General features: G+C 41.1%; 24 protein-coding genes and 1 pseudogene. 5 read left to right on the top strand and 20 right to left on the bottom strand.

Annotation, left to right across the window (positions count from 1 at the left end; translation table 11 throughout):
• Nucleotides 1-372: 372 nt before the first annotated feature.
• The 5 genes from O9295_RS06610 to O9295_RS06590 form a co-directional block, all read right to left on the bottom strand.
• The gene (locus tag O9295_RS06610) at nucleotides 373-2,526 is read right to left on the bottom strand and encodes an O-linked N-acetylglucosamine transferase, SPINDLY family protein (protein ID WP_288032430.1); all 2,154 of its coding nucleotides are present in this window, start codon (nucleotides 2,524-2,526) and stop codon (nucleotides 373-375) included.
• A 12-nt stretch (nucleotides 2,527-2,538) separates the two neighbouring features.
• Nucleotides 2,539-4,698, bottom strand: coding sequence for an O-linked N-acetylglucosamine transferase, SPINDLY family protein (locus O9295_RS06605; RefSeq protein ID WP_288032429.1), 2,160 nt, complete (start codon nucleotides 4,696-4,698; stop codon nucleotides 2,539-2,541).
• A 19-nt stretch (nucleotides 4,699-4,717) separates the two neighbouring features.
• Nucleotides 4,718-6,871, bottom strand: a complete 2,154-nt coding sequence (locus tag O9295_RS06600; RefSeq protein WP_288032427.1) for an O-linked N-acetylglucosamine transferase, SPINDLY family protein — start codon at nucleotides 6,869-6,871, stop codon at nucleotides 4,718-4,720.
• Between the two features lie 17 nt (nucleotides 6,872-6,888).
• Nucleotides 6,889-9,039 carry an O-linked N-acetylglucosamine transferase, SPINDLY family protein gene (locus tag O9295_RS06595; protein WP_288032425.1) on the bottom strand — a complete coding sequence of 717 codons (2,151 nt, stop codon included), beginning with the start codon at nucleotides 9,037-9,039 and terminating at the stop codon, nucleotides 6,889-6,891.
• A 336-nt stretch (nucleotides 9,040-9,375) separates the two neighbouring features.
• Nucleotides 9,376-9,867: a c-type cytochrome gene (locus tag O9295_RS06590; RefSeq protein ID WP_288032423.1), complete on the bottom strand. Its 492-nt coding sequence runs from the start codon at nucleotides 9,865-9,867 to the stop codon at nucleotides 9,376-9,378.
• Between the two features lie 28 nt (nucleotides 9,868-9,895).
• Between O9295_RS06590 and O9295_RS06585 the strand changes: the two genes are divergently transcribed.
• Entirely contained in the window at nucleotides 9,896-10,957 is a 1,062-nt protein-coding gene (locus O9295_RS06585; RefSeq protein WP_288032422.1) for a mechanosensitive ion channel family protein, read from the top strand.
• Between the two features lie 44 nt (nucleotides 10,958-11,001).
• Here O9295_RS06585 and O9295_RS06580 read toward each other — a convergent pair whose 3' ends face one another.
• The 3 genes from O9295_RS06580 to O9295_RS06570 all read right to left on the bottom strand — a co-directional run bounded on the left by O9295_RS06580 (nucleotide 11,002) and on the right by O9295_RS06570 (nucleotide 12,923).
• Nucleotides 11,002-11,682 (bottom strand): GerMN domain-containing protein, encoded by a 681-nt coding sequence (locus tag O9295_RS06580; RefSeq protein WP_288032421.1) that lies wholly within the window; start codon nucleotides 11,680-11,682, stop codon nucleotides 11,002-11,004.
• A gap of 175 nt (nucleotides 11,683-11,857) precedes the next feature.
• Complete coding sequence (locus O9295_RS06575) at nucleotides 11,858-12,673, bottom strand: LmeA family phospholipid-binding protein (RefSeq protein ID WP_288032420.1); 816 nt, start codon at nucleotides 12,671-12,673, stop codon at nucleotides 11,858-11,860.
• A 7-nt stretch (nucleotides 12,674-12,680) separates the two neighbouring features.
• Nucleotides 12,681-12,923: a hypothetical protein gene (locus tag O9295_RS06570; protein WP_002763591.1), complete on the bottom strand. Its 243-nt coding sequence runs from the start codon at nucleotides 12,921-12,923 to the stop codon at nucleotides 12,681-12,683.
• Between the two features lie 121 nt (nucleotides 12,924-13,044).
• Here O9295_RS06570 and O9295_RS06565 point away from each other — a divergent pair, with 121 nt between their 5' ends.
• On the top strand, nucleotides 13,045-15,009 hold the full coding sequence (locus O9295_RS06565; RefSeq protein WP_288032419.1) for an FAD-dependent monooxygenase family protein: 1,965 nt from the start codon (nucleotides 13,045-13,047) through the stop codon (nucleotides 15,007-15,009).
• A gap of 537 nt (nucleotides 15,010-15,546) precedes the next feature.
• On the opposite strand, the gene O9295_RS06560 is transcribed toward O9295_RS06565, so the two are convergent.
• Nucleotides 15,547-16,398 carry an alpha/beta fold hydrolase gene (locus O9295_RS06560; protein ID WP_288032418.1) on the bottom strand — a complete coding sequence of 284 codons (852 nt, stop codon included), beginning with the start codon at nucleotides 16,396-16,398 and terminating at the stop codon, nucleotides 15,547-15,549.
• Nucleotides 16,399-16,629: 231 nt separating this feature from the next.
• Between O9295_RS06560 and O9295_RS06555 the strand changes: the two genes are divergently transcribed.
• Nucleotides 16,630-17,082 carry a hypothetical protein gene (locus O9295_RS06555; protein WP_061431049.1) on the top strand — a complete coding sequence of 151 codons (453 nt, stop codon included), beginning with the start codon at nucleotides 16,630-16,632 and terminating at the stop codon, nucleotides 17,080-17,082.
• A 28-nt stretch (nucleotides 17,083-17,110) separates the two neighbouring features.
• Here O9295_RS06555 and O9295_RS06550 read toward each other — a convergent pair.
• The 4 genes and pseudogenes from O9295_RS06550 to O9295_RS06535 form a co-directional block, all read right to left on the bottom strand.
• Nucleotides 17,111-17,279: pseudogene (locus O9295_RS06550) on the bottom strand (IS30 family transposase); the annotation flags it as partial.
• An 87-nt stretch (nucleotides 17,280-17,366) separates the two neighbouring features.
• Nucleotides 17,367-17,747 carry a type II toxin-antitoxin system VapC family toxin gene (locus tag O9295_RS06545; RefSeq protein ID WP_288032416.1) on the bottom strand — a complete coding sequence of 127 codons (381 nt, stop codon included), beginning with the start codon at nucleotides 17,745-17,747 and terminating at the stop codon, nucleotides 17,367-17,369.
• Between the two features lie 44 nt (nucleotides 17,748-17,791).
• Nucleotides 17,792-18,031: a hypothetical protein gene (locus O9295_RS06540; protein ID WP_288032415.1), complete on the bottom strand. Its 240-nt coding sequence runs from the start codon at nucleotides 18,029-18,031 to the stop codon at nucleotides 17,792-17,794.
• Between the two features lie 117 nt (nucleotides 18,032-18,148).
• On the bottom strand, nucleotides 18,149-18,391 hold the full coding sequence (locus tag O9295_RS06535) for a hypothetical protein (protein WP_002763580.1): 243 nt from the start codon (nucleotides 18,389-18,391) through the stop codon (nucleotides 18,149-18,151).
• 156 nt (nucleotides 18,392-18,547) lie between these two features.
• Here O9295_RS06535 and O9295_RS06530 point away from each other — a divergent pair, with 156 nt between their 5' ends.
• Entirely contained in the window at nucleotides 18,548-18,775 is a 228-nt protein-coding gene (locus O9295_RS06530; RefSeq protein ID WP_002763578.1) for a type II toxin-antitoxin system Phd/YefM family antitoxin, read from the top strand.
• Nucleotides 18,772-19,158 carry a type II toxin-antitoxin system VapC family toxin gene (locus O9295_RS06525; RefSeq protein WP_288032413.1) on the top strand — a complete coding sequence of 129 codons (387 nt, stop codon included), beginning with the start codon at nucleotides 18,772-18,774 and terminating at the stop codon, nucleotides 19,156-19,158. The genes O9295_RS06530 and O9295_RS06525 overlap by 4 nt, the downstream gene beginning before the upstream one ends.
• Nucleotides 19,159-19,265: 107 nt before the next feature.
• Here O9295_RS06525 and O9295_RS06520 read toward each other — a convergent pair whose 3' ends face one another.
• From O9295_RS06520 to O9295_RS06490, 7 genes are all read right to left on the bottom strand, one after another.
• Complete coding sequence (locus O9295_RS06520) at nucleotides 19,266-19,451, bottom strand: hypothetical protein (protein WP_288032411.1); 186 nt, start codon at nucleotides 19,449-19,451, stop codon at nucleotides 19,266-19,268.
• Complete coding sequence (locus tag O9295_RS06515; protein ID WP_079206854.1) at nucleotides 19,448-19,876, bottom strand: putative toxin-antitoxin system toxin component, PIN family; 429 nt, start codon at nucleotides 19,874-19,876, stop codon at nucleotides 19,448-19,450. The genes O9295_RS06520 and O9295_RS06515 overlap by 4 nt, the downstream gene beginning before the upstream one ends.
• A complete protein-coding gene (locus O9295_RS06510; protein ID WP_012264323.1) occupies nucleotides 19,876-20,115 on the bottom strand; it encodes a hypothetical protein in 240 nt (79 codons plus the stop codon). The genes O9295_RS06515 and O9295_RS06510 overlap by 1 nt, the downstream gene beginning before the upstream one ends.
• Before the next feature lie 9 nt (nucleotides 20,116-20,124).
• Complete coding sequence (locus O9295_RS06505) at nucleotides 20,125-20,289, bottom strand: DUF4926 domain-containing protein (protein ID WP_288032409.1); 165 nt, start codon at nucleotides 20,287-20,289, stop codon at nucleotides 20,125-20,127.
• Between the two features lie 130 nt (nucleotides 20,290-20,419).
• The gene (locus O9295_RS06500; RefSeq protein ID WP_288032407.1) at nucleotides 20,420-21,478 is read right to left on the bottom strand and encodes a Swt1 family HEPN domain-containing protein; all 1,059 of its coding nucleotides are present in this window, start codon (nucleotides 21,476-21,478) and stop codon (nucleotides 20,420-20,422) included.
• A 95-nt stretch (nucleotides 21,479-21,573) separates the two neighbouring features.
• Nucleotides 21,574-26,148, bottom strand: coding sequence for a glutamate synthase large subunit (gene gltB / locus O9295_RS06495; RefSeq protein ID WP_288032406.1), 4,575 nt, complete (start codon nucleotides 26,146-26,148; stop codon nucleotides 21,574-21,576).
• A gap of 160 nt (nucleotides 26,149-26,308) precedes the next feature.
• Complete coding sequence (locus O9295_RS06490; RefSeq protein ID WP_002750657.1) at nucleotides 26,309-26,590, bottom strand: DUF433 domain-containing protein; 282 nt, start codon at nucleotides 26,588-26,590, stop codon at nucleotides 26,309-26,311.
• Nucleotides 26,591-26,760: the final 170 nt, after the last annotated feature.

Here is a 26,760-nt window from a genome sequence, read left to right as displayed (position 1 = left end):
GACTTTTTTATTTATTCTCCCCACACCCCCCAACCCCCACCCCACACCCAACACCCAACACCCAAAACCCCACACCCAAAACCCCACCCCCCACACCCACATTAAAATAACACCCATTTTAGCTCCCTGAACCCAGCCCCCCCAAAAACTAAGGCGCGCCGGGGTTTGGGGGCGGCGCCCCGCCCCCAACGGGGGGTTTGGGTAGGGTTGATTCATGAATCAACCCTACTATGAATCAACCCTAGGGGTTTGGGGGGTAGAACCCCCCAAAAGCTTGGATTGAGCGATAAAATCGGAAGTAAAGCCCAATTTTAAAAGAGAGTTTTCCCTTAAAAATCCCAACTTAGTAGATTGACAAAAATGAGATGCACCCTAAATATTCCACATTTGTTGATAAGCAGTTTCTAAATCTCTGGTAAATTTTTTTCCATTCCAGAGGGGAGATGTATGACGAGATTGACGTAATTGATAACGGACTTCTTCCCTTAAATTTTTATTTAATCCTAACTTAATTCCCCACTGCACATATTCCTCATCACTCCAAGCTATACCCTGACTAATGCCGGCATTTTTCATAAAAGTATAGCTATTGCGGGCTGCAAATTGTTCACCAACCCTAGTGACTAAAGGAATCCCCATCCAGAGGGTTTCTAGGGTTGTGGTAGCACCATTATAGGGATAGGTATCGAGAACTATATCAGCAATTCCTAGATTAGCGCGATGGGTTTCCTCATTGAAATCATTGGGCAAAAATCTTAATCTATCTTGACTAATTCCCAATTCGTCGGCACTTTTGAGAAATAATTCTCGAATGGTTTCTTTGTCGGCAAAACCTTTGATTAAAAGATAGCTATTAGGAACCTGTTGGAGAATCTGCAATTGCAGATAAATCATGTTTAAGGTGCGTTTTAATCCCGATTGCACGGTCAGATAAATAATAGCATCATCGGGAATATTTAAATCAGTTCTTCTCCTGGTGGGAACACCCACTTCAAAACCATCCACGGATAAATAAGAGTTAGGAAGTCGGATGATTTTTTCTGAATAAATTTCTTCAGCATTTTCGGGTAAAACGTAGTTATCGGCAATAAAATAATCAATCGCAGGGATTCCCGACGCATCTAATCCTAACCAAGTTACCTGTATCGGTGCTGGTTTTAAGGCCATTACTAGATAAGTTGTATTATTGGTTAAGCTATCAAGATCCACTAAAATATCTAATTTGTCTTGACGAATTTGGGCAGTTATTTGTTCAATTTTTGCTGGCAAGTTATAGCTATAATCTGAGTTATTTTTAAACCATTTTTCAGTAATTTCGTCTGCTGCTTGGTTGACAAAATAGGTGTAAATTTCAAATTTATCTCGATTATGATAGTGAAATAACCAGCGACTTAACCAACCCACAGAATGGCGACGGAGAGTATAGGCAATATAACCAATTTTTATTTTTCTTGCTGGAGATTTTGGAGAATAAACAGGAGCAATATAGTTATAGCGTGTTCTTACATCTGCTTGAAAAATTTCCGCTAGTTTACTTTGTAAATAGCGATTAATTTTCGGATTATCTTGATAGTAGGGAAGACAGCTACTAACTCCTAAAATAGAGTCGATAATAAAGGGACGTGCATTAAATTGTTCGGCATTAATTTGTCGCTCGATTAGTTGTGTTAATTCATCGATAAATTTAGGTAAATTTCCCCAGTCTCCCTTAGCTTGTAAAATACCAATCACTAGAGAAATTCCGAACAGCTTTTCAGTATTTGTTTGGCAATTTTTATAAAAATTATCGGCGATTTCTAGAGCTTTTTTATAGTCAACAGTGGTGGTTTTATAAAGATTAAACAAACTATTTTGTAAGTATAAATCCTCTGGTAGAAAGCGCAAACAAAGTTCTACTAAATTAATGGCAAATACACTTTGTTTTTGTTGATAACCATAATTGACAATTGCTGAGATAACTTTGGCCGCAATTATTTCTGGATTATTGATATGTAAGGCTGCTAATTCTAAAAAGTGGATGATATTAGTGCAGGGGTAGATTAAAACTTTTTCCGTCACTCGCAGCAGTAAATCAAGATTAATTGCTGCTGTAGCTGTATTCTCTAACAGTTCAAATACACACCAATCATTGCACTTTTCCATAGCAAAATTTTGGAATTGTATTTCTAATTCCATCAGATGCAGGAGATTATTTAAAAAACTAGGATTAAGATTTTGTAGCTGCCATCGAATTAGATAACTTGTCTCTAGTCTTTGGGAATTTTCTTGTCTGGTTGCCTCTGCATCTAAGATTTGAGTTAAAGTTTCTATCCACCCCGATAATTCTGATTCAGCTGCTTGACTCAACACCAGTAACCAAGTAGCTTGTGCGTCTTCTTCTCTATCTTGTAAAAGATAGGCTAATCCTAGATAAAAATAATCCTCAATTACAGGAGAATTGTTTTCAGTTAATTGTTCATAAAACTGCAATACCAGTTGATAATTGTTGTCGTTTAAGTGTGTTTGTATGTCTTGATGCCATTGCATAGTTTTTATCCGCTAAGATTGACAATAAATATTCCACATTTGCCGATAAGCATTTTCTAAATCTCTGGTAAATTGTTTGGCATTCCAGAGGGGAGATGTATGACGAGACTTTCGGAGTTTCCAACGGACTTCTTCTCTTAAATTTTTATCCAATCCTAACTTAATTCCCCACTGCACATATTCCTCATCACTCCAAGATATACCCTCAGTTATTCCCGCATTCATCATTAAAGTATAACCGTTGCGTGATGACCATTGTTGCCCCACCTTAACCACCAGAGGAATTCCCATCCAGAGGGTTTCTAAGGTGGTTGTACCACCATTAAAGGGATAGGTGTCCAAAACCACATCAGCGATGGCTAAATTTGCCCTGTAGGTTTCCGTCTGATAGAGAGGAAGCATCTTAATTCGATTAGTTTCTACCCCAACTTCTGCGGCAATTTGACAGAATAAATCTAGGAGAGAATTATCATCAGCAACTCCTTGAATCAGGAAATAACTATTAGCTACGGATTTGAGGATTTGCATTTGTAAGCGAATCATCGCAGGATTCCGCTTAATTGCAGTTTGAGAACTTAGATAAATAACCGCATCATTATTAATACCTAAATCTTCTCTTCGCAGGGTAGGAACGGCTATTTCAAAACCATCCACAGCGACAAAAGCATCAGGTAAACGCCAGATTTTTTCTTGATAATATTCTTGGGCATTTTCTGGTAGTACATAAGGATCCGCTAAAAGATAATCTACTGCGGGTAAACCGGAACCATCAAAACCTAACCAGTTAACTTGAATAGGAGCAGGTTTTAAGGCAATAACTTGGACAACGATTGCCCCAGTACCACTATCTAAATCCACAAGAATATCGATGTTATCTTCTTTAATTTTGCGATAGGTTGCTAGGGAATCAGCAGTAGCATGATAGATTTTATCTGCGGGATTAGAAAACCATTGTTTAGTTATTTCATCCACAGGTTGACTCACCATATAAAGGTGAATATCAAACTGCTCACGATTGTGATAATTAATAGTCCAACGACTCAATAAACCGACGGGATGACGTTTTAAGGTTTGGGACATGTAACCAATTTTAAGTTTTTTATTGGGATTATCTTCTCTCGGTTTGTCAAAACTTTCCTCTTGAAAACCCAGCATTGCTTTGTATGTTTCTTGGAAAAAACTGCCAATCTGACTTAAAAGCGGTCGATTCTCTTTCGGTTTATCTTCATAGTAAGAAATCGGATTCATAACTGTTAGTAACCCTTCTCTAACTAAGGGATGTATGTCTTGGGGCTTTTTTTCTAGAAATTCTTGAATTAAGTGTTTATACTCTTGACAAATACTAGGAATGTCATTCCATTTTGAGGCTCGTAAAGAACCATTAAAGAGGAGCGATTGACTAAACATTTTCAAATCAATTGTTTCTCTTTTTTCTTTAAATTCTTTGATAAAGTCTATCGCTTTTGGGTAGTTAGGGACAGAGACATAAAACCAAAATAAATTAGCTACTAAGTGCAAATTTTCGGGATAAAGGGGAAGAAAAGCTTCCGCTAAGTCAACGGAATAAATAGGTTGATATTTCTCAAAAGCAAAGTGTCGGGTGACAGTGATGACGTGATTAAGTAATTCTGGAGAATTGTCAAGATAGGGTAAACTTAACCGAACTAATTCTATGGTATATTCATGAGCGTAAGGTATGACGGCAATTACTACCCGTTCCAATAATTGAGAGTTAACTGAACCCTGAGTAATTAATTCTAGTATTTGCCATTCTTGCAGTTGTTGAGGATGAAATCTATTTAATTTAATTTCAACGAGAGTTAAATGCAGTAAATTATCGAGATAACTGGGATTAATTTCCTGTAGATGTTTACGAATTAACCAAGTGATTTCTAGATTTTCTAACTCTAATTGTCGGTTAGCTTCGGCTGCTAAAATATTGCTTAATTCTAGCAGCCATGAATCAGTTTCCTGTTCTTCTCCTTGAGTGAAAACAAATAACCAAGTAGCTTGTGCTTCTTCTTCTTTTGCCTGCAAAAGATAGGATAATCCTAAATACCAATAATAACTAATTTCTAGGGGTTCTCTTTCTATCAGTTCTTCGTAAAACTGACTAACAATATCGTATTGATTGTTTTCTAAAGCGGTTTTAACTTCATTTTGCCAAGACATGATTTAATTCTCTCCTTAATTAACTTTCACAATAGATTTGCCACATTTGACGATAGGCGCTTTCCACATCTTTAGTAAACTGACGTGCATTCCAAATCTGTGCTGTTTGACGAGAAGCTTGCAATTGCATGGCTATTTTTTTTCTTAATTCCTCATCCATTCCTAATTTTATTCCCCAATCGATATACTCCTCATCACTCCAAGCAATACCCTCGCTAATTCCCGCATAAGTCATAAAAGTATAACTGTTACGACTGGCCCATTGTTGACCAACTTTTGTCACTACAGGAATACCCATCCAAAGAGTTTCTAGAGTAGTGGTTGCACCACTGTAGGGATAGGTATCGAGTACCACATCGGCAATTTGGAGATTAGCGCGATGAATTTCCTCCGTAGCAACTCCTGAGAGAAAGCGCAATCTATTTTCATCGATTCCTTCCTCTTTAGCAATGCTGATAAATAAATCTTTGATTAGCTTTTCACTTCCCGCACCTTTGATTAATAAATAACTGTTAGGTACTGCTTTAATAATCTGCATTTGTAAGCGAATTGTGGCAGGATTTCTTTTTAATCCCACTTGCAAAGTTAAATAAGTAATTGCCTCTGCTGGTATGTTTAAATCCTCTCGGGTTAGCGTTGGTGTTCCGATTTCAAATCCATCCACGGCAAGATAACAGTTAGGCAAGCACCAAAGCTTCTCTTGATAAAACTCTTGGGCATTTTTTTCTAGAACTAAATTATCTACAAGGAAGTAATCAATAGCAGGTATTCCTGTGGCATCTAATCCTAACCATGTTATTTGAATTGGTGCGGGTTTAATTGCCATAACTCCACAGGTGCTATCATTAGTTATACTATCTAAATCTACTAAAATATCGATGTTATCTTGATTAATTTGTTCAGCAATAATTTGGGGATTTGCTGGTAAATTATCATACTTATCCACCTTATTTTTAAACCATTGTTCCGTAATATCGTCCTCGACTTGATTGACTAGGTAGAGATGAATATTAAAGTTATCTCGTTGATGATAATGAATTAACCAGCGACTTAAAAACCCGACGGAATGTCGCCGTAAAGTATGGGCAATATAGCCAATGTTTAGTTTTTTATTGACATCTTTAGGTTTCTGAGACTCGATAGTAACTTGATTAAATCTTTTTCTAACTGCCTCTTGAAAAAGTTTGGCTAACTGATTAGTTAACCTGCGATTACCTACTAAGTCATCTTTTAAATAAGCTAAGGGAGAAGTGATAGAAATAACCTCAGCTTGATTTCTCATAGGACATTGACACCGTTCTAAATTATTTTGAATTGCTTGATAATATTCTTGGGTTTTATTGCCAATATTTAACCAATTACCTGCTAAAAGTTCCGTATAGAGCAGCAGATAAATACTATCCAGTTTTGATACTTTATCATTGGATAAATTCCTGATTTTATTGGCAGTTTCCAAGGCCAACTCAAAGTTACCAGTATCGATATAGTATTGATGAATTTTATGCAAAAGCTGTAAGCGATCGGGTATAATATCTAGACAGCTAAGAGTCAAAATAACAGCATTAGTTTTATCAGTATAATAAATCTTTTCAATATGTTGTTCGATAATTTCCAATATTGCCAATTGTTGTGAGTCTATTTTTAAAAGGGTTATGATAATATCCAGAACTTCTTGCGCTGGCCAATCTAGAAGTTTATAGATTGTGTGTAAGAGTAAATTTATATCGAAATTTTCTAACTTGTTTGAGTTAATTAAATTAACTATTTGCCAATCTTTAAGTTTTTGGGGATAAAAATATTCTAGCTTAATTTCTAACAGCACTAGATATAATAAATTTTCTAAGTTATCTGGATTTATCTCGTAGATATGCTGACGAATTACCCAGCTTAATTGCCAATTTTTTAGCTTAACTTGTCTTCGCGCTTCCCCATCCAAAATATTGACTAAATCTGCTGTCCACAGCATCACCTCCTGTTCATCCCCTTGACTGAGGACGAATAACCATGTGGTTTGTGCTTCTTCTTCCCTAGCTTCCAAAAGATAGGATAATCCTAAATACCAATAATAACTAATTTCTGTGGTTTCTCTTTCTATCAGTTCTTCGTAAAACTGACTAACAATATCGTATTGATTGTTTTCTAAAGCGGTTTGAACTTCATTTTGCCAAGACATGGTTTAATTCTCCCTGATTAACTTTCACAATAGATTTGCCACATTTGACGATAGGCATTTTCCACATCTTTAGTAAACTGACGTGCATTCCAAATCGGTGAAGTTTGTCTAGATTCATCTAATTTAGCGATAACTTTGCGTCTCAGGTTTTCATCCTTACCTAACTTAATCCCCCAGTCGATATACTCCTCATCACTCCAAGCAATACCCTCACTAATTCCCGCATTAACCATTAAAGTATAACTATTTCTCGATGACCATTGTTGACCAACTTTTGTAACTAAAGGAATCCCCATCCACAGCACATCTAAAGTCGTCATTCCTCCCGTAAAAGGATAGGTATCTAAAACCACATCAGCTATCCTTAAATTTGCTCGATAAATTCCTGTGGGATAGAGGGGTAAGATTTTTAATCTCTCATAATTAATTCCTTCTTCCTCGGCAACTTTGAAAAATAATTTTTCCACTGATTTAGCATCACTTAACCCCTGAATACTCAAATAACTATGAGGAACTGCCTTTAAAATTTGTAGCTGAAGTCGAATAGTTTCAGGGTTACGTTTAACCCCCGTTTGTACGGTTAAGTAATTAATTGCATCCTCTGGAATCCCTAAATCATCTCTTCGGAGAGAGGGGTAAGCAACCTCGACACCATCCAGACAAATATAGGAATTAGGTAAGCGCCAAATTTTTTCTCGGTAATATTCCTGTGCATCTGCTGGTAAAACGTAATTATCAGCAAGATAGTAATCAATTGCAGGAATTCCTGACGCATCAAAACCTAACCAAGTCACTTGTATTGGTGCGGGTTTTAGTGCCATGACTTGACAGGTAGTATTATTAGTGATGCTGTCTAAATCTACCAAAATATCAATGTTATCTTGACTAATTTTTTCAGCAATTAGCAGCGGGTTATCAGGTAAATTATAGCAAGCATTTACCTGATTTCTAAAATCATTTTTAGTGATAAAATCTTCTTGTTGAGATACTAGGTATAAGGAGATATGAAATTCATTATAGTCATGATACTTGATTAACCATCTAGAGATTAATCCGATAGAATGATTATATAAAGTATGGGCAATATAGCCAATTTTAAGAACTTTATTGGCATCTTTAATAGTCGATTTTTGCAGAGAATGACAGTTAGAATTATTGCGAACATATTCCTGAAAAAGTTGACCAACACAATTACTAATATAACGGTTTTTTCTTGGGTTATCTTCTAGGTAAGCTAGAGGGGATAAAATTGTTAGGGATGGTTTATTCAATAATCTGGGACATTCTCGATTAGCGATACTTTTTTGCAAGGATTCTGCATATTCTTCAATATCTGCCTTAATATCGACCCAATTACCACTAAATAATTTGACATAAAGAGCAATATAATCAGCTACAGCTTGAGAAGGCAACCCTTGACAACTTGTTTTTAATTGATTAGCTACTTGCATAGCAGCGGCAAAATCTCGATTATCAAAATAACATTGATACAGTTCAGCTAACAGATAAATTTGCCCTGGTTCTACTGCTAAACAAGTATTAATAATATCAATAGCCAATGGTTTATTATTCATGGCTAGAGAAGTTACTTTAGCTTCTACTACTTTGATAAAAGTTTGTCGCTGACAGTTAGATTGAAATATTGCCTCTAAGTAGGGGACGGTTTCTGGTATCTGAGAATCGAGAAATTTTTCTAAAACTTCTGCTAATAAACTTGATTCTAGACTCTGGAAATTATTTGTTTTTAACACATCAACAAATAACCAAGTTTTTAACTGCTCTTTTTCAAAATAATTCAAATTAATTGCTAATAAAATAAACCGCAGTAAATTATCAATATTATCGGGACTAATCTCGCGAATATGTCCTCGAATTAACCAACTGGTTTCTAAATTGCCTAACTCTAATTGTCTTCGCGCTTCCCCATCCAAAATATTGACTAAATCTGCTGTCCACGCAGTCATTTCCCCTTCATCCCCTTGACTGAGGACGAATAACCAAGTAGTTTGTGCTTCTTCTTCCCTAGCTTCCAAAAGATAGGCTAATCCTAAATACCAATAATGACTAATTTCTAAGGGTTCTCTTTCTATCAATTCTTCGTAAAACTGGCTAACTTGCCAGAAATCTCCTTGGATAATTGCCGGTTCAACTTGGGAATGCCAAGACATAAGTATTTATCGTTAAGTGTCTCTACTAGCGTACCCAAATAGAAGCAAAATTTTTCTATATAAGTAAAATTTATCAGTCGCTCAGGGGTTGGGTTTTGGGGTGGTCACTGCGTGCGCGTTGCGGGGGGTGTTGGGGTTTTAGTTGAAATTCCCCATTCCCCCATTCCCCCATTCCCCCACTTCCCCACCCAGTTTCAATGCGTCCTAGCTTACCATCAATGTCAGCCAAGAGTCAGTCCCGATGAAAAAGTTTTCACCACCAGAGACGAAAGAGGTTTCCTTCCCTATACCCCACACCCTACACCCTACACCCTACACCCTACACCCTCTTTCAAGTCAGTTTTTTGAAAGATTTTCTAAATAAACCAATAAATCGGCCATAGCTTGAGAATCGGGCTGAAATTTCGGCATTGGTGGGGTTTTACCGCTAATTACCTGTTCAATCAGACTAATTCTCGATTTGCGACGGGAAACGTCCTCTAAACTCGGTCCGACGATGCCATCAGCAAATTGACCGTGACAAGCAGCACAGTTAATCTGAAAGATTTCGTAACCGCGACTGACATTACCTTGTCGGGATAACACCTCTTTAATGTAGGGATCCGACATCTTAGCCAGATGAAAGGTGATTAAATAGGTGCTAATCAGGAACAAAACCACGATTATAACCATTAAGAATCGATAAAGCCCGAATTTTGGTTTAACTAACTGACTATTCACGCAAGCCGCCGCAGAAAAGATGAGTTTCTCTTTACATTTTGCAACTTTTTGCCCCAAAATTCCACCGCCGCTGCTAGAGATAGAGAAATAGGGAATAATATAAGGCAAAAGTGTAACTTTTTCTAACCCTCTAGCAATGAACCTATTAACCAGACTGGAAGATTGGCCCTATATTATCCTACCTATCACCATCATCCTCAGTTTCCTGCTGTTGGGATGGCTCGTAGAACAGCGCGTTGTCAGTCAACTTTTATCGATTGCCAGAGAAAAAAACCTGCGTTTCTCGGAAGGGGTTTTACGTTCCCTTCGTGGATTAAGCATACTTTGGTTCGGACTTTTGGGGTTAAATATTGCCCTCTCCCTTCCTAATCTTCCCCTCTTTCCCTCCCTTATTCTCCTGAGCAAAAAATTGCTGCTAGTAGCTTTTTTAGCTTCGGCTACTTGGGTTGTTGCTCAATTATCCGTGGAAATATTACGAGTTTATACCACGGGAGATGATGGCATTTCTTCCCTAACTTCCCTATTTGAATTTCTCGCCAAAGTTCTGATTTTTAGCTGCGGTTTTTTGCTTATTTTAAGCTCGATTGGTATTTCGATCACTCCCATGCTTACTGCCTTTGGTATTGGGGGTGTTTCCCTCGGTTTAGCTCTCCAAAACACCCTAGCTAATTTAATGTCAGGGATTAATATTATCACTTCCAAAAAAGTTAGACCGGGAGATTATATTGAACTGAGAACGGGAGAAGCTGGTTATGTGCGAGATGTGGATTTAAGATGCACAGTAATCGAAGAAATTACCAATAATCTTTTGGTTATTCCCAATGCTCAGATCATTGCTTCTAGTTTCCGTAACTATAGTTTACCAGATCACTCCCTACTGGTTCCCGTGGAAGTGGGCATTAGTTACGATAGTGACTTAGAAAAAGTCGAAAAAGTTACCCTAGAAGTTATGCAAGAAATCGCCCAGTTATTGCAACCTCAACTCGGTGACTATAAACCCTTGATTCTTTATGGTAAACTCGATTACTATAGCATTGTGCTAACAGTTTATCTCAAGGTGGTAGAAGAAGAATTTTTTCAACATCTCACCATTAAACACGAATTTATTAAACTCCTACACCGACGCTATCAGCAAGAAGGAATTAAAATTCCCTATCCGATTTTTTTTCCCTATCCCCCCACTAATCCCCCTAGTTAATCTCAATTCGCTATGGCAACAAACAATTGAAATGCGCGGAAAACTTACAATTGATAATTCTCCTCAAAAAACTTACGAGTCATCGGTTGGGCCACTTCAATACCGTGGCCTTCTCCTAGTAATTCTAGGGGTTTTCCTTCCACTTGAATCCAGACTTTGGCATTGGGATACTCGGTAGTAGTAGTATAGATGATTTGTGCCAAACGACCGATTAACATATCAGGACCATCATCATTGCCAAACTCGCGCGAGAGATTAATCTTAATTCCCGTTTTATCTACTTTTAAATCAAGTAATTTAGTCCCAGGGGGAATAGTAGTCATATCCTGAGGATTACTTGGACCAGCTAATAGAGTTTGCAATACTGCTGTTAACTCTCGCTCGCGGCTATCCGCTTTTTGAACGGTAATTTCTTGGCTGACTAATTGATTACCCGTATCAGTCACTTTTAACCAATAAACCTGTCGAGTTTCCCTAACAGGAATAGCCGCGGGAGTTGCTGTCGGACTTGTCTCCACTGGACCGGGAGAAACCGGTTCAACAATTGGTGATTGACTTATCGGCGCTGGAGTGGGAGATTCAATCGGGTTTTCGCTGGTTTTCTGGGAGAAAGATAGGTGATGGACGGCAAACCAAGCAGTGGCCCCACCAGCAGTAAATAAAGCGAGGCCGATACCAATTATCCAAGGCAAAGAGATTTTATCACTAGAGCGAGAACTAGGCATAATTCAGTTATCAGTTATCAGTTATCAGTTATCAGTCGAACGCTTTTATTCTCCCCCCGCAACGCGCACGAAGTGGTCTCCCCACTTCCCCACTTCCCCACTTCCCCACTTCAATAATTCATAATTGATAATTCATAATTCCCACTTCCGATCTCCTGTTTTCCGACCGTTAAATTTAATTGGGGTTCCCCGATCGAGGTTCAATGCTGCCAAAGGCGGCTATACTCAGCTTATCATCGTCGATCTGCAATTGGAGAAGGCGGGCGATAATTCCTTGTTTCTCGAAGTTTTTTAAATCTAACTGGGTGGATATACCCTCGGCAAACCCCTTGAGAAGGCGCGAGGAGATGCGACGACCATTAAGAGTGGCTGTGGGGTCAATAAGCTCGATTTTTCGCCCCTGCACTAGCTTAAATCCCACTTCTAGGCTCAGATCGAGACTGGCTGCGGGACCGTCCGGCCCTTGGGTCTCTAGCTGCAGGCTGAGGGCGACTCGATTATTATTAAGAAAGTTAAAATTTGCTTGACTAAGTTGATATTTTGTGCTGCTCGATTCTTCCCTAGAGGGAATCAGATTATTAATCAGGGTCTGAATTTGTTCTTTGACCGCTGCTGATTGTAAAGCTTGATTAACATTAGTTTCCGTGAGGACAAGATGCAATGCCCCGGCAGCCGGTCGGCGCAAGGCGGCGGCTAAACTGCTGTTTTTTTGCTGTAATCGCCGCAAATCGAGGCTAATTGGCTCAGTTTCTAGCTCGATCTTCTCAATGCGAACATCAGCAAGGGGATAAATTCCCCGTGCGGAAATGCGAACTCGATCGATTTTGCCTTGCAGAGCCTGATAATTGGGAGTATTATCGACCCTGACGGCTAATTGTTCCACTTTTTGGACTTGGGAGCGAAGGGTATGGGCTAAAACCGTATCGATAATTGCCCCTGCGGGAGTTAACAGGGTCAAAACACCAGCGAGAGTGATTGTTAGCCATTCCATCGCTCAATTACACCCATCCAGCTAAATTTTGCCAAGCATTAGTCAAAAGCTGACTTAACCAACGTCGTTGCACTTGATCTAAAATCGGGTCTTCTGCGAGAATTTCTTCAGTCAGATCATCGAGAGATTGACCCTGGGCGCGGGCCATTCTAATGATTCCCGCAATCACGGCAGCGATCATCTCCTCGTCCACGGGGCGCTGTCGGAGGGCGGCAATTTCTTCGGGGGTAGTCGGGATGGGATAATTCATAATCAGATGGTCCTGGCTGTGTATTAATCTAGGTATGTAAAGTTTTTTAAACTTTTTTCAGAAAACTTTTTGTGTAGTCTAGCGTAATCAGACGATTTTTAGGTGTAATAGCTAAATCAAGATGAGAGAAATACTTTACAGAGAAATTCCGACTCCCGACTCGATCGCCGTTTGTCAGTGGTTACAATCCGATTGGCAACCCGCAAGCGGTGTCAAGACAAATACACCCAACGGGGTGAGATTGCGCTTATCGGAGGCGATCGAATTGTCGATCTTTGTCTGGACGCTGCAACGGACTACTTATTTAAAAGTTTTCCGCTGGGGTGAGCGATCGCATTCTCAAGAAACATCCCTGACTCGGCAGCTCGATCGAGCTTTACAAAAGCGTTTTCCGCCGCAGTATAGCACGATACCAAACATCGATCAAAAAAATCACTCAATTTTTACAGATTTAGAAGCGGACTATCCCCTAACGGTTCACTACTTCCGCAAAATGCCCCAAGGGGAGACAGATTTAGAACGTTTGTACTGGTGGGAAAAACGTTGGCGCGACAGTGCCAAAAATCCCCAACAACCGCAGCCGGTAATTTTCTCTAGCAGTGAGGAAAATGAGCATCCCATCGCCTACGACTTAATTTATATTGGTGGTGCCTTGGGGGCAATTCATGCGGCACAGATGGCCAAATTAGGTTATCGAGTCCTCTTAGTAGAAAGACTGCCTTTCGGACGGATGAATCGGGAATGGAATATCTCTCGATCGGAGTTTCAAAGTTTAATTAATTTAGGCTTATTTACTGCCGAGGAATTCGAGGAATTAATCTTCCAAGAATACATCGATGGCTTTAATAAGTTTTTTGATGGCAATAATCCCCCCCATCTGAAGGCGGAGATTCTCCATACTCCCACGGTTTTAAATATCGCCATTAATTCCGATAAATTGCTGCAATCCTGCGGTAAAAAAATACAGGATTATGGCGGTAAAATTCTCGATCAAACCGAATTTATTAAGGCTGATATTACTGCTAATAGTGTTACTGTCACCCTTAATCATGGTGGAGAAATTCAACAGATAAAAGGTCGTTTATTGATTGATGCTATGGGTTCCGCTTCTGCCATTGCCTGGCAATTAAACGGAGTGCGTGCCTTTGATAGTGTCTGTCCGACGGTGGGGGCAGTAGTAGAAGGATTCGATCCGGTGGTGTGGGATTCTCACTATGGCGATGTCTTAAATTCCCATGGCGATATTTCTAAAGGTAGGCAATTAATTTGGGAATTATTTCCGGGGGAAGGAAGAGAATTAACTTTCTATCTATTTCACTATCATCAAGTCCATCCCGATAACCCCGGTTCTCTGTTGGAAATGTACGAAGATTTCTTTACTATTTTACCCGAATATCGACAGTGTGATCCAGAAAAATTAACTTGGAAAAAACCAACCTTTGGTTATATACCGGGGCATTTTAGCACAGGAAAAAAAGATCGAATTGTCTCCTTTGATCGCATTTTAGCCATCGGTGATGCCGCCTCCCTGCAATCACCCTTAATTTTTACTGGGTTCGGTTCTTTGGTGCGTAATTTAGAGCGCTTAACCCATCTTTTGGCTCTGGCCTTGAAACACGATTTACTAACAGCTAAAGACCTAGAAAACGTGCGGGCCTATCAAAGTAATGTGGCGGTAACTTGGTTATTTTCTAAAGGAATGATGGTTCCCACGGGAAAAACCTTACCACCCCAAAGAATTAACGCCATGTTAAACACATTTTTCGGTTTATTGGCCGACGAACCGCCCGAGATTTCCGAAACTTTTATTAAGGATAAAACCGATTGGTTGACCTTTAGCCGTTTAGCAATTAAAGCGGCCAGAAAAAACCCCGCTTTACTGTTATGGATAGCAGAAATGGCTGGCAGTCAGGATTTAATTCGTTGGTTGGGTTCCTATCTCGATTTTAGCCTTGATGGAGTCAAAAATCTGCTTTTCGGTCCCTGGTTTTCCCAATGGTTAAAAAACTCCCAAAGCTGGCTAGAAAAAGACAATCCTCGCCTATGGTTAAAGTTATTGAGTTTTAATTATGGCCTAAGAAATTAATTAGAGTTTGCTGAAAAAGTAGGGGCGAAGCATTCGGGCATAACCTATCGCTGAAACCGTAGATTTCCTATCCGAAATGCTTCGCCCCGAAGATGCAAGGTTTTGAACCACGATTCTCTCAAAATCTTGCACCTGTGGGAGCGAAACAGGCATCTAAAACCCTTACCTCGTCTATATTTCACATTTATTCAGCCAACCCTAAGTAGGAGACTCCCAGACAGCTATCGGGGATCAGATTTGAGTTTTTACACTAAATCCAGTTATTAAAGACTGATTATTTATTTCCACTTTTGCCTTTTGCATGAGTGCATGAGTGCCTGTCTTCATAAGTAGCCTATACTCAACGGATTTAGAACGTAGGTTGGGTTGAAGCATGAAACCCAACGCCCGCATGGGTTACGCTACCGCTAACCCATCCTACAAATAATTGTGCCTACCTACTTAAGTAGCCTATACTCAACGGATTTAGTATTAGTTCACTGTTTGTGGAGTTAAGAAACTGTTGGAAAAGTTCAAGAATGCGCTTACCTAAAGGTTCTAACTGCGATGCTGATGTAAAATAGCCATCATCTTTTGGGCCACCGCTGCTGTTTGTTCCAGCATAGCAAAATGACCACAATCGGATAACTCAATGACGTTGCTGCCAGTTTCAAACAAAGGATGAAAACTGGCCAGATGGTTAACGTACTTAACTTCCATAATCGTATCCTCTTTCCCCGCCAGAAAATAGACCGGTTGCGGGAGACGGGAGACAATCTGGGGTAAAAGATGAACTTCGCTGATAGTGGTGGTTTGCAAAAGTGACCCTAGGGCCGCTTGGTAATCGGCCCGGACAAAATCAATCACGCGCTGTTTGCCCCATTTTTTACCTAGGGTTTGCTTGACCATCATCCGCGAGAATAAAACATCAATAAAGGGAACACGGGGCAACCAAGGCGGTCTTCTCTGTAAAATCTGTCTTCCGGCTTCCCGAAATCGCTCAAATTCCTCCTTTAGATAGATGCCACCGCCGGCATTCATACAGATTACCCCTTTAATCCTTTCAGGACAGCTATCCGCGGCCCACAAAGCAACACTACCACCGAGGGAATGACCAACTAACCAAGCAGCATCGAGGTTTAAGCGGTTAAGAAGGGTAATAACGTCTTGGGAGTAGGATTCAAGGTTATAACTACTAGGAGGACTGTTAGAGGTGATTTTTTGGGAGTCGCCAAAGCCCCGGAGATCATAGACTAGACAGGGATAATCCGGGGAGAGAATATCTACCAAAGGCTGCCAGTAGTGACGACTCAGCAGCCAACCGTGTATAAAGACTAAAACCGGTTTATCCGCTCGGGGCGAAAATAACTCGTAACTGTGGGATACTCCCGATATGTCGATGGTAGGCATATAATCAATCTCAACCTAAATTAAACCGTTGATAGGGGTTACTAGGGAAACTTCTAGAGAAAAAAAGGTGTATTTAGCCTTGTTTATAGAGCAAAATCGGGGAAGCTTAGGATATTCCCCCGATAGCTGATCACTCACTGCTATAGACAATTTCAAAAGCTTCTACTCAAGTATAAAACACTGGAGATACTTCCCTAAAATAGGATGAAAACCTTAGACCAGGATTTATCTATGAAATGCGATCGCTTTTTAACTCTTTCCCTCGTCTTCAGTCTGGGATTAGCTTTTCCCCCCTCTCTACCCGCTCAAAATCCCCCCGCTACCACCTTTCAACCCGGTCCTTGGCAGCCTGTTGCTAGGGTGAATACGAGTCGTCCCGTGGAGATTAAAATCATCAATCAAACCGATATTGACCTCAATTATGACCTATCGGCCAATATTAATTCCTCTCCCCAATTATTATCTCCAGGTACGGAGACAAACCTAAGAGGTTTGGTAATTCCAGCATATATTCTGATTAATCGGGCTAATGCCGCCGCAGATCCCTATTCTTCTAGTTTAATCTATGCCGTAGAGGTCAATGATGATAATTTAGTCACGATTACTGTCACCAAAGTTCCGGGGAGTACCCCCGGTTATACCACCTTTAACATCAATCAACAGGGTGCTATTTATATTTACTAGCTCTAGCTTCAGCTGTTATGGAGCCACCTCGATTGTTAATTAAGTTTAGGGTTCTTTCTACCTCCTTTGGCTTCAGGATTTTAAAATTCGTCTTCTTGGGCAAGAATTGTCTTAAGAGTCCCTTATTATGCTCGTTTAATCCCCCTCTCCCAAGAATGATAAGGAGTAGCAAAATAAAAATCTGCCCCGATTTTCTGAGGGGGCATCTCAGTTTTGCAGAAATACTGAAAACAGGATATAAAGGAAGAAGAAATTGATCAACAGAGGCAAGGACAATGACCAGATTAAATGATGCTGACCGAGAAAAAATCGGAATCGAAGGTTAAAATTCGTTTGATTTTTAAATTCTCAGCCGTTACGACTAAAGTCGCATCAGCTAAATCCATTGGGCGATCTTTATATTTTTCCATCAGTGACAGTAATCGAGGATAATCTTTTTCTTCGATCGAGGCTAACCGTACCATTTTCTTCAATAGCAATTTACCGAGTTGAGCTTGCATCGACCATCCCCCACGTTGCAAGCAGAGATACATGGATTCAGTAAAACAAGCCCAAGTTGTTATTAGATAAGAGAACTCATTCTCGATAAAAATTTTAACTGCTTGATGTCGTGGCTGAGATTTATCTACCGAACAGAATAAAGGGGCAGTATCGCACAGGATCATAGGATCAATCCCTGTTGTTTATATTTATCCATCAAAAGATTTTCCTAGTCCTTTTCACTAATTTCAGAGGCGGTCAATTCCATTTCTTCAACTTCTTGAAACCCTTTAGCCCATTTTTCTTTTAAGTCCTCTCTTCGGTACGCTTCAATTTCTTCGGCGATCTCTTCTTCGGTAATATCCTGAACGCCGGGTAAGGATTGAGTTTTATCGAAGAGTTCTTTAACTTTTTTGCTTAAAGCCTGACGGTTTTGTTTGTCCGCTAAATTTAACAAAGCGTCTTTCAATAAATCTTCAACGCTATTATATTTCCCTGTCGATAATTGAGAGTTAATTAATTGTTCTAATGCGGGAGATAAGGTAATATTTATGGTAAAATATGCTCCTTTGTAATTCGGTCGATATTATGAAGGTTCGTGAACGATTTCATCGATAAACTCTTCTTTTTCTTCTTCCGTCATGGTATTCCAATCATAGCCGCGTTCTTTGGCTACGATTCGAGCTTTGTCAATGGCGTAATTAGACAAGGACTCCCATCGATCCGACTGACTGAGGATGAGAATTTTATAAACTTCCCGTTGCTGTGCTTCGGGGAGTTGTTTGAATAAGTCGATAACTTGTTCGTTGCTTAAGGTTAAGTTCGGCATAGGTCAATTCTAGACACCAGCATGATTAATCAGTTTAACACCGGTCCTTAATGGAGAAGGTTTTCGGTTCGCCTACACCTTCCGGGCTTCGATCGGTTAGAATCGAGAAATTATCGGCCTAGAAAGTCCTTTCATCTTCGCGCTTGCCGTAAAATTATGATTGTCTCTCTCCAAGAAGCTCAAGCCAAACTGCCCGAACTGATATACAATCTCAAACCGGGGGAAGAATTGTTGATTACCGATAATAATCTCCCACTAGCCAAATTAATCGGGCAAACCCCCACATCTCCCCAACGTCCGGGGCCTGGCCTATGTAAAGGAATGATTACCATCGTGGCCGATGATGAAGAACACTTACAAGACTTCGCGGAGTATCTGCATTGAAATGTCTAATCGATACCCATACTCTGCTTTGGTACACACTCAACGAATTCCCACTAAGTAGCGCCGCCCATCAACTAATTATTAACCAAAATAACGAAATATTAATCAGCCCAGCATCCTATTGGGAAATCGCCATCAAAATCAGTATCGGTAAACTCATTTTACATCAATCTTACAAAGATTTTATCGACGTATGCCTTAATCAATATCAATTTAATATCCTTGCCATCACACCAGAACATACGGATGCGCTGATCACCCTTCCTTTTTATCATAAAGACCCCTTTGATCGCCTTCTGGTAGCTCAAGCCATTGTTGAAAATATTCCGATTATTAGTGTAGATACTATAGACCTCTTGCATAAATCCGAAAACAAACGATAGAAACAATAATGGGAAGGACTTTCAGTTAATTATTTATTAGTAGTTGATAATCTTCAAAAATGTTGCTGTACAAGGATCGACTTAAGACTTTTGCCAGAGGTCTTATTTTAGATCGGTACGGTATTCAACGTCTTTGGTAGGGCGATCGTTTTTCTCAACCTATCGGAAAACTCGACAATATAACCCCTTTCTAATCCCTCGATTTGATGTTTTTCTACCAATTTCCCACGTCTCCTGCGGATAATCTTGCTTCGCGAATATCTTTTAATAAAATCCCATTGAGTAAAGTTCATAATTCATGGTTATTATTTCGATCTAAAAAGTCCAAAAAGTCTTTTGCTTTCACGATCTGAATATTTTGATATTCAACCAGTGAAAGAAGATGTTTGTCCCCCGTGATAATATGGGTCGCATTGCCAACAATCGCACATTCTATGATCATATCGTCATCGGGATCGTTGGGAACCGCTCTCAGTTGTCTTGTTATCGGAACAAGGCTAGAAAATTGACGAATTTCCGCGATATATTCTCTAAGTCCCCGTTCAGATATTTGAAATTTCTGCTGGAGTTTTTCGGATAATTCGTCTAAAATCTCTTGGCAAGTTACTGAAGATACCGATCCCGTCTTCGCTAACGATAAACAGGAAAATGTAGGGCTGTTTTTAGACAGCCAAGCAGAGATTAATATATTTGTATCAAAAACAACTACATAGGTCACTATTTTTCGTGAACGATTTCATCGATAAATTCTTCTCTTTCGTCTTCCGTCATGGTATCCCAATCATAGCCGCGTTCTTTGGCTACGATTCTAGCTCTTTCTGCTCCTTCATTAAATACTGGTTCCAACTGTCTCCACTGACTGAGAATGAGAATTTTATAAACTTCCCGTTTCTGGTCTTCGGGGAGTTGTTTGAATAAGTCGATAACTTGTTCATTGCTTAAGGTTAAGTTCGGCATAGGTCGCTTCTAGACACCAGCATGATTAATCAGTTTAACACGGGTCCTTAGCGGGTCGGGGAACCAGAGGGAATTTTCGGCCATGGTGACAACAGTAATTGTTTTTCCCAACCTATCGGAAAACTCGACACTATAACCCGTTTCTAATCCCTCAATTTGATGTTTTTCTACCAATTTCCCACGTCTCCTGCGGATAATCATTCTTCGGGAATGTTTTGTAGTAAAATTACATCGGAATAAAGTTCATAAATTGCGTTCATTAATTTCTCTTGTTTTCAATAAATTCTTTCCTATCTCGCTCGTATTAATCTATCATTTTTTTAACGTCAGATGGTGACTTTCTTAATGGGCTTAATGGATCCATAAATTTTTCGGATGGTAACTTTCCTACTATATCCATCAATTTTTCGATGGGATATTGTCTAGCTTCTATAGAATTTGCTTCTTCTTGTATTAATCCTACTTCTTCAGGAGTTAATATCAGTCCTTCAAGTTTCTGCTCTGCGTTCTCGATTGTTTCAATTAAGTGTTTGTATATTTCTTTGGCCACACTTAAGTCCTCATTGGTAAAAAGATTATTATGAGCTACTTTGTTTCTGATTTTATGCAGTTCCTCCCAATCAGATTGAAAATTTCTGTCTTTAAATGATTCCTTAAAAAACTTATCATAGTTGCTTTTAATTTCTTCTTTTAATTTACGAATTGCTTCGGGAGTTTCTTCAAGCCTATCAATTTTTTTAATTAAATCCTCTTTGGTTATACAACCAGATGAAAGCTTGTATATAATCTCACCTAAATTACCAAAATCTATCAGATAGAGTTTATTGTCAATACAGCTTGCAAATTCTGTTTCATTATTTTTTCTGTCCTTGACTTTCCTGCTAAAATCTTGGGGGGATCCCGTTGTCCACCAATTCACTCCTATCTTGGTTGTCATGAATTTCGTTATGTAGGCTCTTAAATGGTTTTCCACACGATAAATATAAGGATAAATTTGAACAGCAATCTGCTCAGAAATTTCGTCTTTTACTATATACAGTGTTTCTAATTTTTGTTCTTTGAAAAAATTTAAAATTGGAATACGTTGAGGTTCTAAACAATCATATTCTCCCTTTACAACAATTGAAAAACCTGTAATACATTTATCTTTGCTGTCTTGATCAAATTTAATTGGATTTACTGTAATTTCTATAAAATTATCCTTGATTTGGCGACTGTTACAATCTATTTGTTGTGTTCCCTTCCAAAATGAATTATTCGAGGCGAGAAGATAGACTAAATTATCAGGAGTTTTGATATGAGATTGATTAGAAGTGTCAAATGCAAAAATTTCAAAGGTGAGAAAATTGTTTTGTGTGTCCATTGGAATGACAGGAGTTAGGTCTATAAACAACATCTACCCTCTATTTTAACTTGTCTATTGAAAAAAAGGGGGCTTATTCAGCCCCCCATAAAACCCTAACTACCGCCAATCCTTGCCACATCGCGGGCGTTGGCTTCAAAAGCCGCATCGAGGGCAGAATCGCCGGTTAAACCAGAATCTAACGCCTCTTTAATACACTGCAACATCCGCTTATAATCCTTGGGCATTACTTTAACAAACTTGGGCAACATTTCCGACCAATTTGCTAAAACCAGGGACGCTTTTTGACTTTGGGTATAATCAGCATGGCGTTGAATTAACTCGCGTAAATCGTCGATTTCTTCCCCTTCTAGCGCCTCTAAAGCTACCATTTGGGTATTGCAACGAGTGGCGAAATCCCCCGACTCATCGAGGACGTAGGCGACACCACCACTCATCCCGGCGGCGAAATTGCGACCGGTGGGCCCTAAAACAACGACTTTACCCCCAGTCATATACTCGCAAGCGTGGTCGCCAACGGACTCAACCACCGTAGTCACCCCAGAGTTACGCACCCCAAAACGTTCCCCAGCAACCCCAGAAATATACACCTCACCACTGGTCGCGCCGTATAAAGCCACATTACCGATGATAATATTCTCCTCGGCCACAAAAGTGGAACCTTTGGGCGGATAAACGATGATTTTGCCACCGCTTAAACCCTTACCCACATAATCATTGGCATCCCCTTCTAACTCCAGTGTCACCCCTTTGGGAACAAAAGCACCGAAACTCTGCCCCGCGCTGCCCTGAAAATGGAGATGTACGGTATCTTCGGGTAAACCCTCCCAGTGACGTTTAGTGATTTCGTTGCCTAAAATCGTCCCCACCACGCGGTTAATATTTTTAATCGGTAGTGTCGCCTTGACTTTTTCGCCTTTTTCAATGGCATCTTTGCATAAATCCAGTAAAACGGTTATATCCAAGGACTTATCTAAACCGTGGTCCTGGGGAATCTGGCAATAGCGTCCTACCTCTGGAGCTACCTCCGGTTGATAGAGAATCGGAGTTAGGTCAATTCCTTTCGCTTTCCAATGTTCTACAGCCTGTTTTGGCTCTAATACATCAGTTCGCCCCACCATTTCATTTAAGGTGCGGAATCCCAATTCGGCCATAATTTCCCGCACTTCCTGGGCGATAAATTTCATGAAATTCACCGTATATTCGGGATCCCCGATGAAATTCTTCCGTAATAACGGATCCTGAGTCGCTACCCCCGCCGGACAGGTATTAAGATGACAAACCCGCATCATAATACAGCCTAGAGTTACCAGTGGCGCGGTCGAAAAACCGAATTCTTCGGCCCCCAATAGCGTCGCTACCACCACATCGCGGCCGGTTTTCATCTGGCCATCGGTTTCCACCGCAATGCGACTGCGAAGATTATTTAACACCAATGTTTGATGGGTTTCTGCTAGTCCCAACTCCCAGGGTAAACCCGCGTGTTTAATCGAGGTTTGCGGTGAGGCACCGGTCCCACCATCGAAACCAGAGATTAAAACCACGTCGGCGTGAGCTTTAGCGACTCCGGCGGCGATTGTGCCAACTCCCACCTCAGAAACCAGTTTTACGCTCACTCTGGCCGCACGATTGGCATTTTTTAGGTCATGAATCAACTCCGCGAGGTCTTCAATCGAGTAGATATCGTGGTGGGGTGGGGGAGAGATTAAACCGACTCCGGGGGTGGAGTGACGGACTTTGGCAATCCAAGGATAGACTTTTTTACCCGGTAATTGACCGCCTTCGCCCGGTTTTGCCCCCTGGGCCATCTTTATCTGCAATTCTCGCGCTTGGGAGAGGTAAAGACTGGTGACACCAAAACGGCCGGAAGCCACCTGTTTAATGGCACTATTTTTCGAGTCTCCCCGTTCATTTGTCCAAGTGTAGCGCTCGGAATCTTCGCCCCCTTCCCCGGTGTTCGACTTGCCACCGATACGATTCATGGCAATAGCGAGGGATTCGTGGGCCTCTTTGGAAATAGACCCGTAACTCATGGCCCCGGTTTTAAAGCGTTTCATAATCGCTTCAATCGGTTCCACTTCTTCGATGGGGATACTTTCCCGGTTTTTAAAGGTTAATAGTCCCCGCAGGGTGAAGAATTTTTGATTTTGTTGGTTGACCAGTTGGGAATATTTCTTAAAGAGGTCGTATTTGCCCAATTTTACCGCTTGTTGCAGGGTGTGAATGGTTTCTGGGCTAAAAAGATGGGCTTCCCCGTCCTTACGCCATTGATATTCACCGCCAATATCGAGGGTATGCACATTCACGTCCCGGTCGGGGAAAGCGTGGCCGTGTCTGAGTAGGGATTCCAGGGCAATAATTTCTAAATCGGCCCCTTCAATGCGGGAAGCTGTCCAAGTAAAATAGCGATCGACTACCGATCGATTTAAGCCAATAGCCTCGAATATTTGCGCCCCACGGTAGCTTTGCAGGGTAGAAATGCCAATTTTAGAGGCCACTTTAATTACGCCCTTGGTGGCGGCTTTTATGTAGTTTTTACAGGCACTCTGGTGGTCAACTCCTACCAATAAACCTTCCTCGATCATACTGCCGAGGGTGGCAAAGGCTAGATAGGGATTAATCGCACCGCAACCATAACCGAGGAGAAGGGCGTAGTGATGCACTTCCCGGGGTTCGCCGGATTCCAGGACAAGGCCGACTCTGGTGCGGGTTCCCTGCCGGATGAGGTGATGGTGTAAACCGGCAACCGCCAGCAGTGAGGGAATCGGGGCGTGATTTTTATCGATACCTCGATCGCTTAAAATAATAATGCTCGCGCCCGCTAAAATTGCCTCGTCCACCTCTTGACAAATTGCCTCAATTGTGCTACGCATCCCCTCGACTCCCGAAGTGGGATCGAAGAGAATGGGAATAGTCACGGTTTTAAATTCGCTATTGCCCTGTAAACGCGCTAATTGGGCGTTAGTGAGGATGGGAGAGTTAAGTTTAATCAGGTGACAGCTTTCCGGCTGCGGATCCAAGAGATTTCTCTCCGCGCCGATAGTGGTGATGGGAGAGGTGATAATTTCTTCGCGAATTGAGTCAATCGGGGGGTTAGTGACTTGGGCGAATAACTGCTGAAAGTAATCATAAAGCAGTTTTGGGCGATCGGACAAGACGGCTAGGGGTGTATCGGAACCCATGGAACCCACTGCTTCCACTCCATCCCGGCCCATGGGGGCTAATAAAAGACGTAATTCCTCAAAAGTGTAACCGAAAGCGGTTTGCTGTTGAATTAGGGAAACAGCAGTTTCCGGTGGCGCAGTTTCAACGGCCGGTAAATCATCTAAATTGACTAAATTTTCGTTTAACCACTGGCGATAGGGATGAGCTTTGGCAATACCTTCTTTTATCTCCTCATCGGCCACGATACGACCTTCTTTCATATCCACAAGGAACATCCGGCCGGGTTGCAGACGACCTTTAAAAGCGACGCGTTCCGGTTCAATGGGTAAAACTCCCGCTTCCGATGCCATGATTACTAGGTCATCTTTGGTGACGTAGTAACGGGAAGGACGTAAACCATTGCGGTCTAACACTGCTCCCATCATCGTACCATCGGTAAAAGCGATCGAGGCCGGACCATCCCAGGGTTCCATCAAACAGGAATGGTATTCATAAAAAGCTTTTTTCTCATCACTCATCGATTCGTGGGCCGCCCAGGGTTCAGGAATCATCATCATGACAGCGTGAGGGAGAGAACGCCCCGATAAAACCATTAATTCTAGGGCATTATCAAAAATTAAGGAGTCACTACCCTCGATATTAATTACCGGCTGGATTTTTTTGATGTCTTCCCCGAACAAGGGTGAGGCAAACATCGACTGACGGGCGTGCATCCAGTTAATATTACCTCGCAGGGTATTAATTTCGCCATTGTGGGCAATATAACGGTAAGGGTGGGCGCGTTCCCAACTGGGGAAGGTATTGGTACTAAAACGGGAATGGACTAATCCTAAAGCGCTTTGAAAGTCGGGGTCGCGTAAATCGGGAAAATAGTCACCCACCTGTACTGGCATTAATTGCCCTTTATAGACAATGGTACGACTAGAAATACTGCAAGGATACCAGTAACGATTAAAGGATTGACGACTGAGGTGGGAACGTTTGCGAATAACGTATAATTTGCGTTCAAAGGCCAGATCATCGCTTAAATTGGCATCGCGTTCGATGAAAACCTGTTCGATAAAGGGTTCGGTAGATTTGGCCGAATTGCCTAAACTGGAGTTATCCGTGGGAACATCACGCCAACCGAGAACTTTTAACCCCTCTTCGGCGGCGATTTTCTCGAATTCCTGCCGACCTTTCCCGCGAATTTCGGCATCGGGGGCCGTGTAAAGCATTCCTACCCCGTATTGTCCCGCTGCCGGTAAGGTAAAACCTAGATTACTGGTCACTTTCCGGAAAAATAGGTCGGGGATTTGGCATAAAATACCCGCCCCATCTCCGGTATTTTTTTCCGCACCGCACGCGCCACGGTGATCGAGGTTTAGTAAAATTGTTAAGGCTTGTTCAACAATATCGTGGGACTTTTTCCCCGTTTTATGAACGATAAAACCGACACCACAAGCATCATGTTCAAATCGGGGATCGTATAGTCCTTGTTTCCGTGGAGTTTGATTGTTATTCATCTTGTCTAATAGCCTAGCAGTCTGGAAGGGAATGGCCTAGAGGGTGAGCCAGAGTAGCGATTCTAGGTATATCAATTTTGTATCCAGACTGGACCTTCGGTCTTATATCTTAAGGAAATGTTTCGATGTGACAAGGGTTCCTTTATGCCGAAGAGATTATTCACGAATTTTTTAGCAGCGGATCGATTAAGTCGTCGGGAACGCGGTTATGCTCGATATAAGCGTTAATTTCCTCTAGATGGTCGCTGTAATAGGTCAACGCACTGAAAATCTGACTTAACGTCAGATGGGGCATTCCTAGGGGTATTTCTTCGGGAGCGACCCCCAGACGCCAAGTTTCGACGATGGCGCGGACGGGTGTACGCGTTCCTTTGATAATTGGTTCCCCGTGTAAAATCTCGTCGTCTCGAACGATATAGAGATATTCGGTCGCTTGAACCATCGCGGTTTTCTGGAGTGGATATCGTTTAGTTTATCGAAAATTTGGGTTAAAACCCCGTCCTTTTAGGACGGCTTTAAGCTACAATGGAAAAAGCGATAACCAAGCTAAAAACTGAACCTTGACAACAGATAGTAGGGGGTTTTGTTCAGAAAAGAATTCAAATTCGGCCT

Origin of the sequence: Microcystis sp. LE18-22.4A (assembly GCF_027531105.1) — a bacterium.
Taxonomy (GTDB): Bacteria; Cyanobacteriota; Cyanobacteriia; order Cyanobacteriales; family Microcystaceae; genus Microcystis; species Microcystis aeruginosa.
Note: the sequence above shows the minus strand (reverse complement) of the source record. Positions and strands in the feature narration are given on the sequence as shown.

Bases quoted from the DNA above. Each gene is read 5' to 3' on its own strand.
- O9295_RS06585 (WP_288032422.1), top strand. From the start codon at position 9,896: ATGAACCTATTAACCAGACTGGAAGATTGGCCCTATATTATCCTACCT.
- O9295_RS06570 (WP_002763591.1), bottom strand. From the start codon at position 12,923: ATGAATTATCCCATCCCGACTACCCCCGAAGAAATTGCCGCCCTCCGA.
- O9295_RS06530 (WP_002763578.1), top strand. From the start codon at position 18,548: ATGATTGTCTCTCTCCAAGAAGCTCAAGCCAAACTGCCCGAACTGATA.
- O9295_RS06595 (WP_288032425.1), bottom strand. From the start codon at position 9,039: ATGTCTTGGCATTCCCAAGTTGAACCGGCAATTATCCAAGGAGATTTC.
- O9295_RS06600 (WP_288032427.1), bottom strand. From the start codon at position 6,871: ATGTCTTGGCAAAATGAAGTTCAAACCGCTTTAGAAAACAATCAATAC.
- O9295_RS06510 (WP_012264323.1), bottom strand. From the start codon at position 20,115: ATGCCGAACTTAACCTTAAGCAATGAACAAGTTATCGACTTATTCAAA.
- O9295_RS06555 (WP_061431049.1), top strand. From the start codon at position 16,630: ATGAAATGCGATCGCTTTTTAACTCTTTCCCTCGTCTTCAGTCTGGGA.
- O9295_RS06490 (WP_002750657.1), bottom strand. From the start codon at position 26,590: ATGGTTCAAGCGACCGAATATCTCTATATCGTTCGAGACGACGAGATT.
- O9295_RS06575 (WP_288032420.1), bottom strand. From the start codon at position 12,673: ATGGAATGGCTAACAATCACTCTCGCTGGTGTTTTGACCCTGTTAACT.
- O9295_RS06560 (WP_288032418.1), bottom strand. From the start codon at position 16,398: ATGCCTACCATCGACATATCGGGAGTATCCCACAGTTACGAGTTATTT.
- O9295_RS06580 (WP_288032421.1), bottom strand. From the start codon at position 11,682: ATGCCTAGTTCTCGCTCTAGTGATAAAATCTCTTTGCCTTGGATAATT.
- O9295_RS06545 (WP_288032416.1), bottom strand. From the start codon at position 17,747: ATGATCCTGTGCGATACTGCCCCTTTATTCTGTTCGGTAGATAAATCT.
- O9295_RS06610 (WP_288032430.1), bottom strand. From the start codon at position 2,526: ATGCAATGGCATCAAGACATACAAACACACTTAAACGACAACAATTAT.
- O9295_RS06500 (WP_288032407.1), bottom strand. From the start codon at position 21,478: ATGGACACACAAAACAATTTTCTCACCTTTGAAATTTTTGCATTTGAC.
- O9295_RS06520 (WP_288032411.1), bottom strand. From the start codon at position 19,451: ATGAACTTTACTCAATGGGATTTTATTAAAAGATATTCGCGAAGCAAG.
- O9295_RS06535 (WP_002763580.1), bottom strand. From the start codon at position 18,391: ATGCCGAACTTAACCTTAAGCAACGAACAAGTTATCGACTTATTCAAA.
- O9295_RS06605 (WP_288032429.1), bottom strand. From the start codon at position 4,698: ATGTCTTGGCAAAATGAAGTTAAAACCGCTTTAGAAAACAATCAATAC.
- gltB (WP_288032406.1), bottom strand. From the start codon at position 26,148: ATGAATAACAATCAAACTCCACGGAAACAAGGACTATACGATCCCCGA.
- O9295_RS06565 (WP_288032419.1), top strand. From the start codon at position 13,045: ATGAGAGAAATACTTTACAGAGAAATTCCGACTCCCGACTCGATCGCC.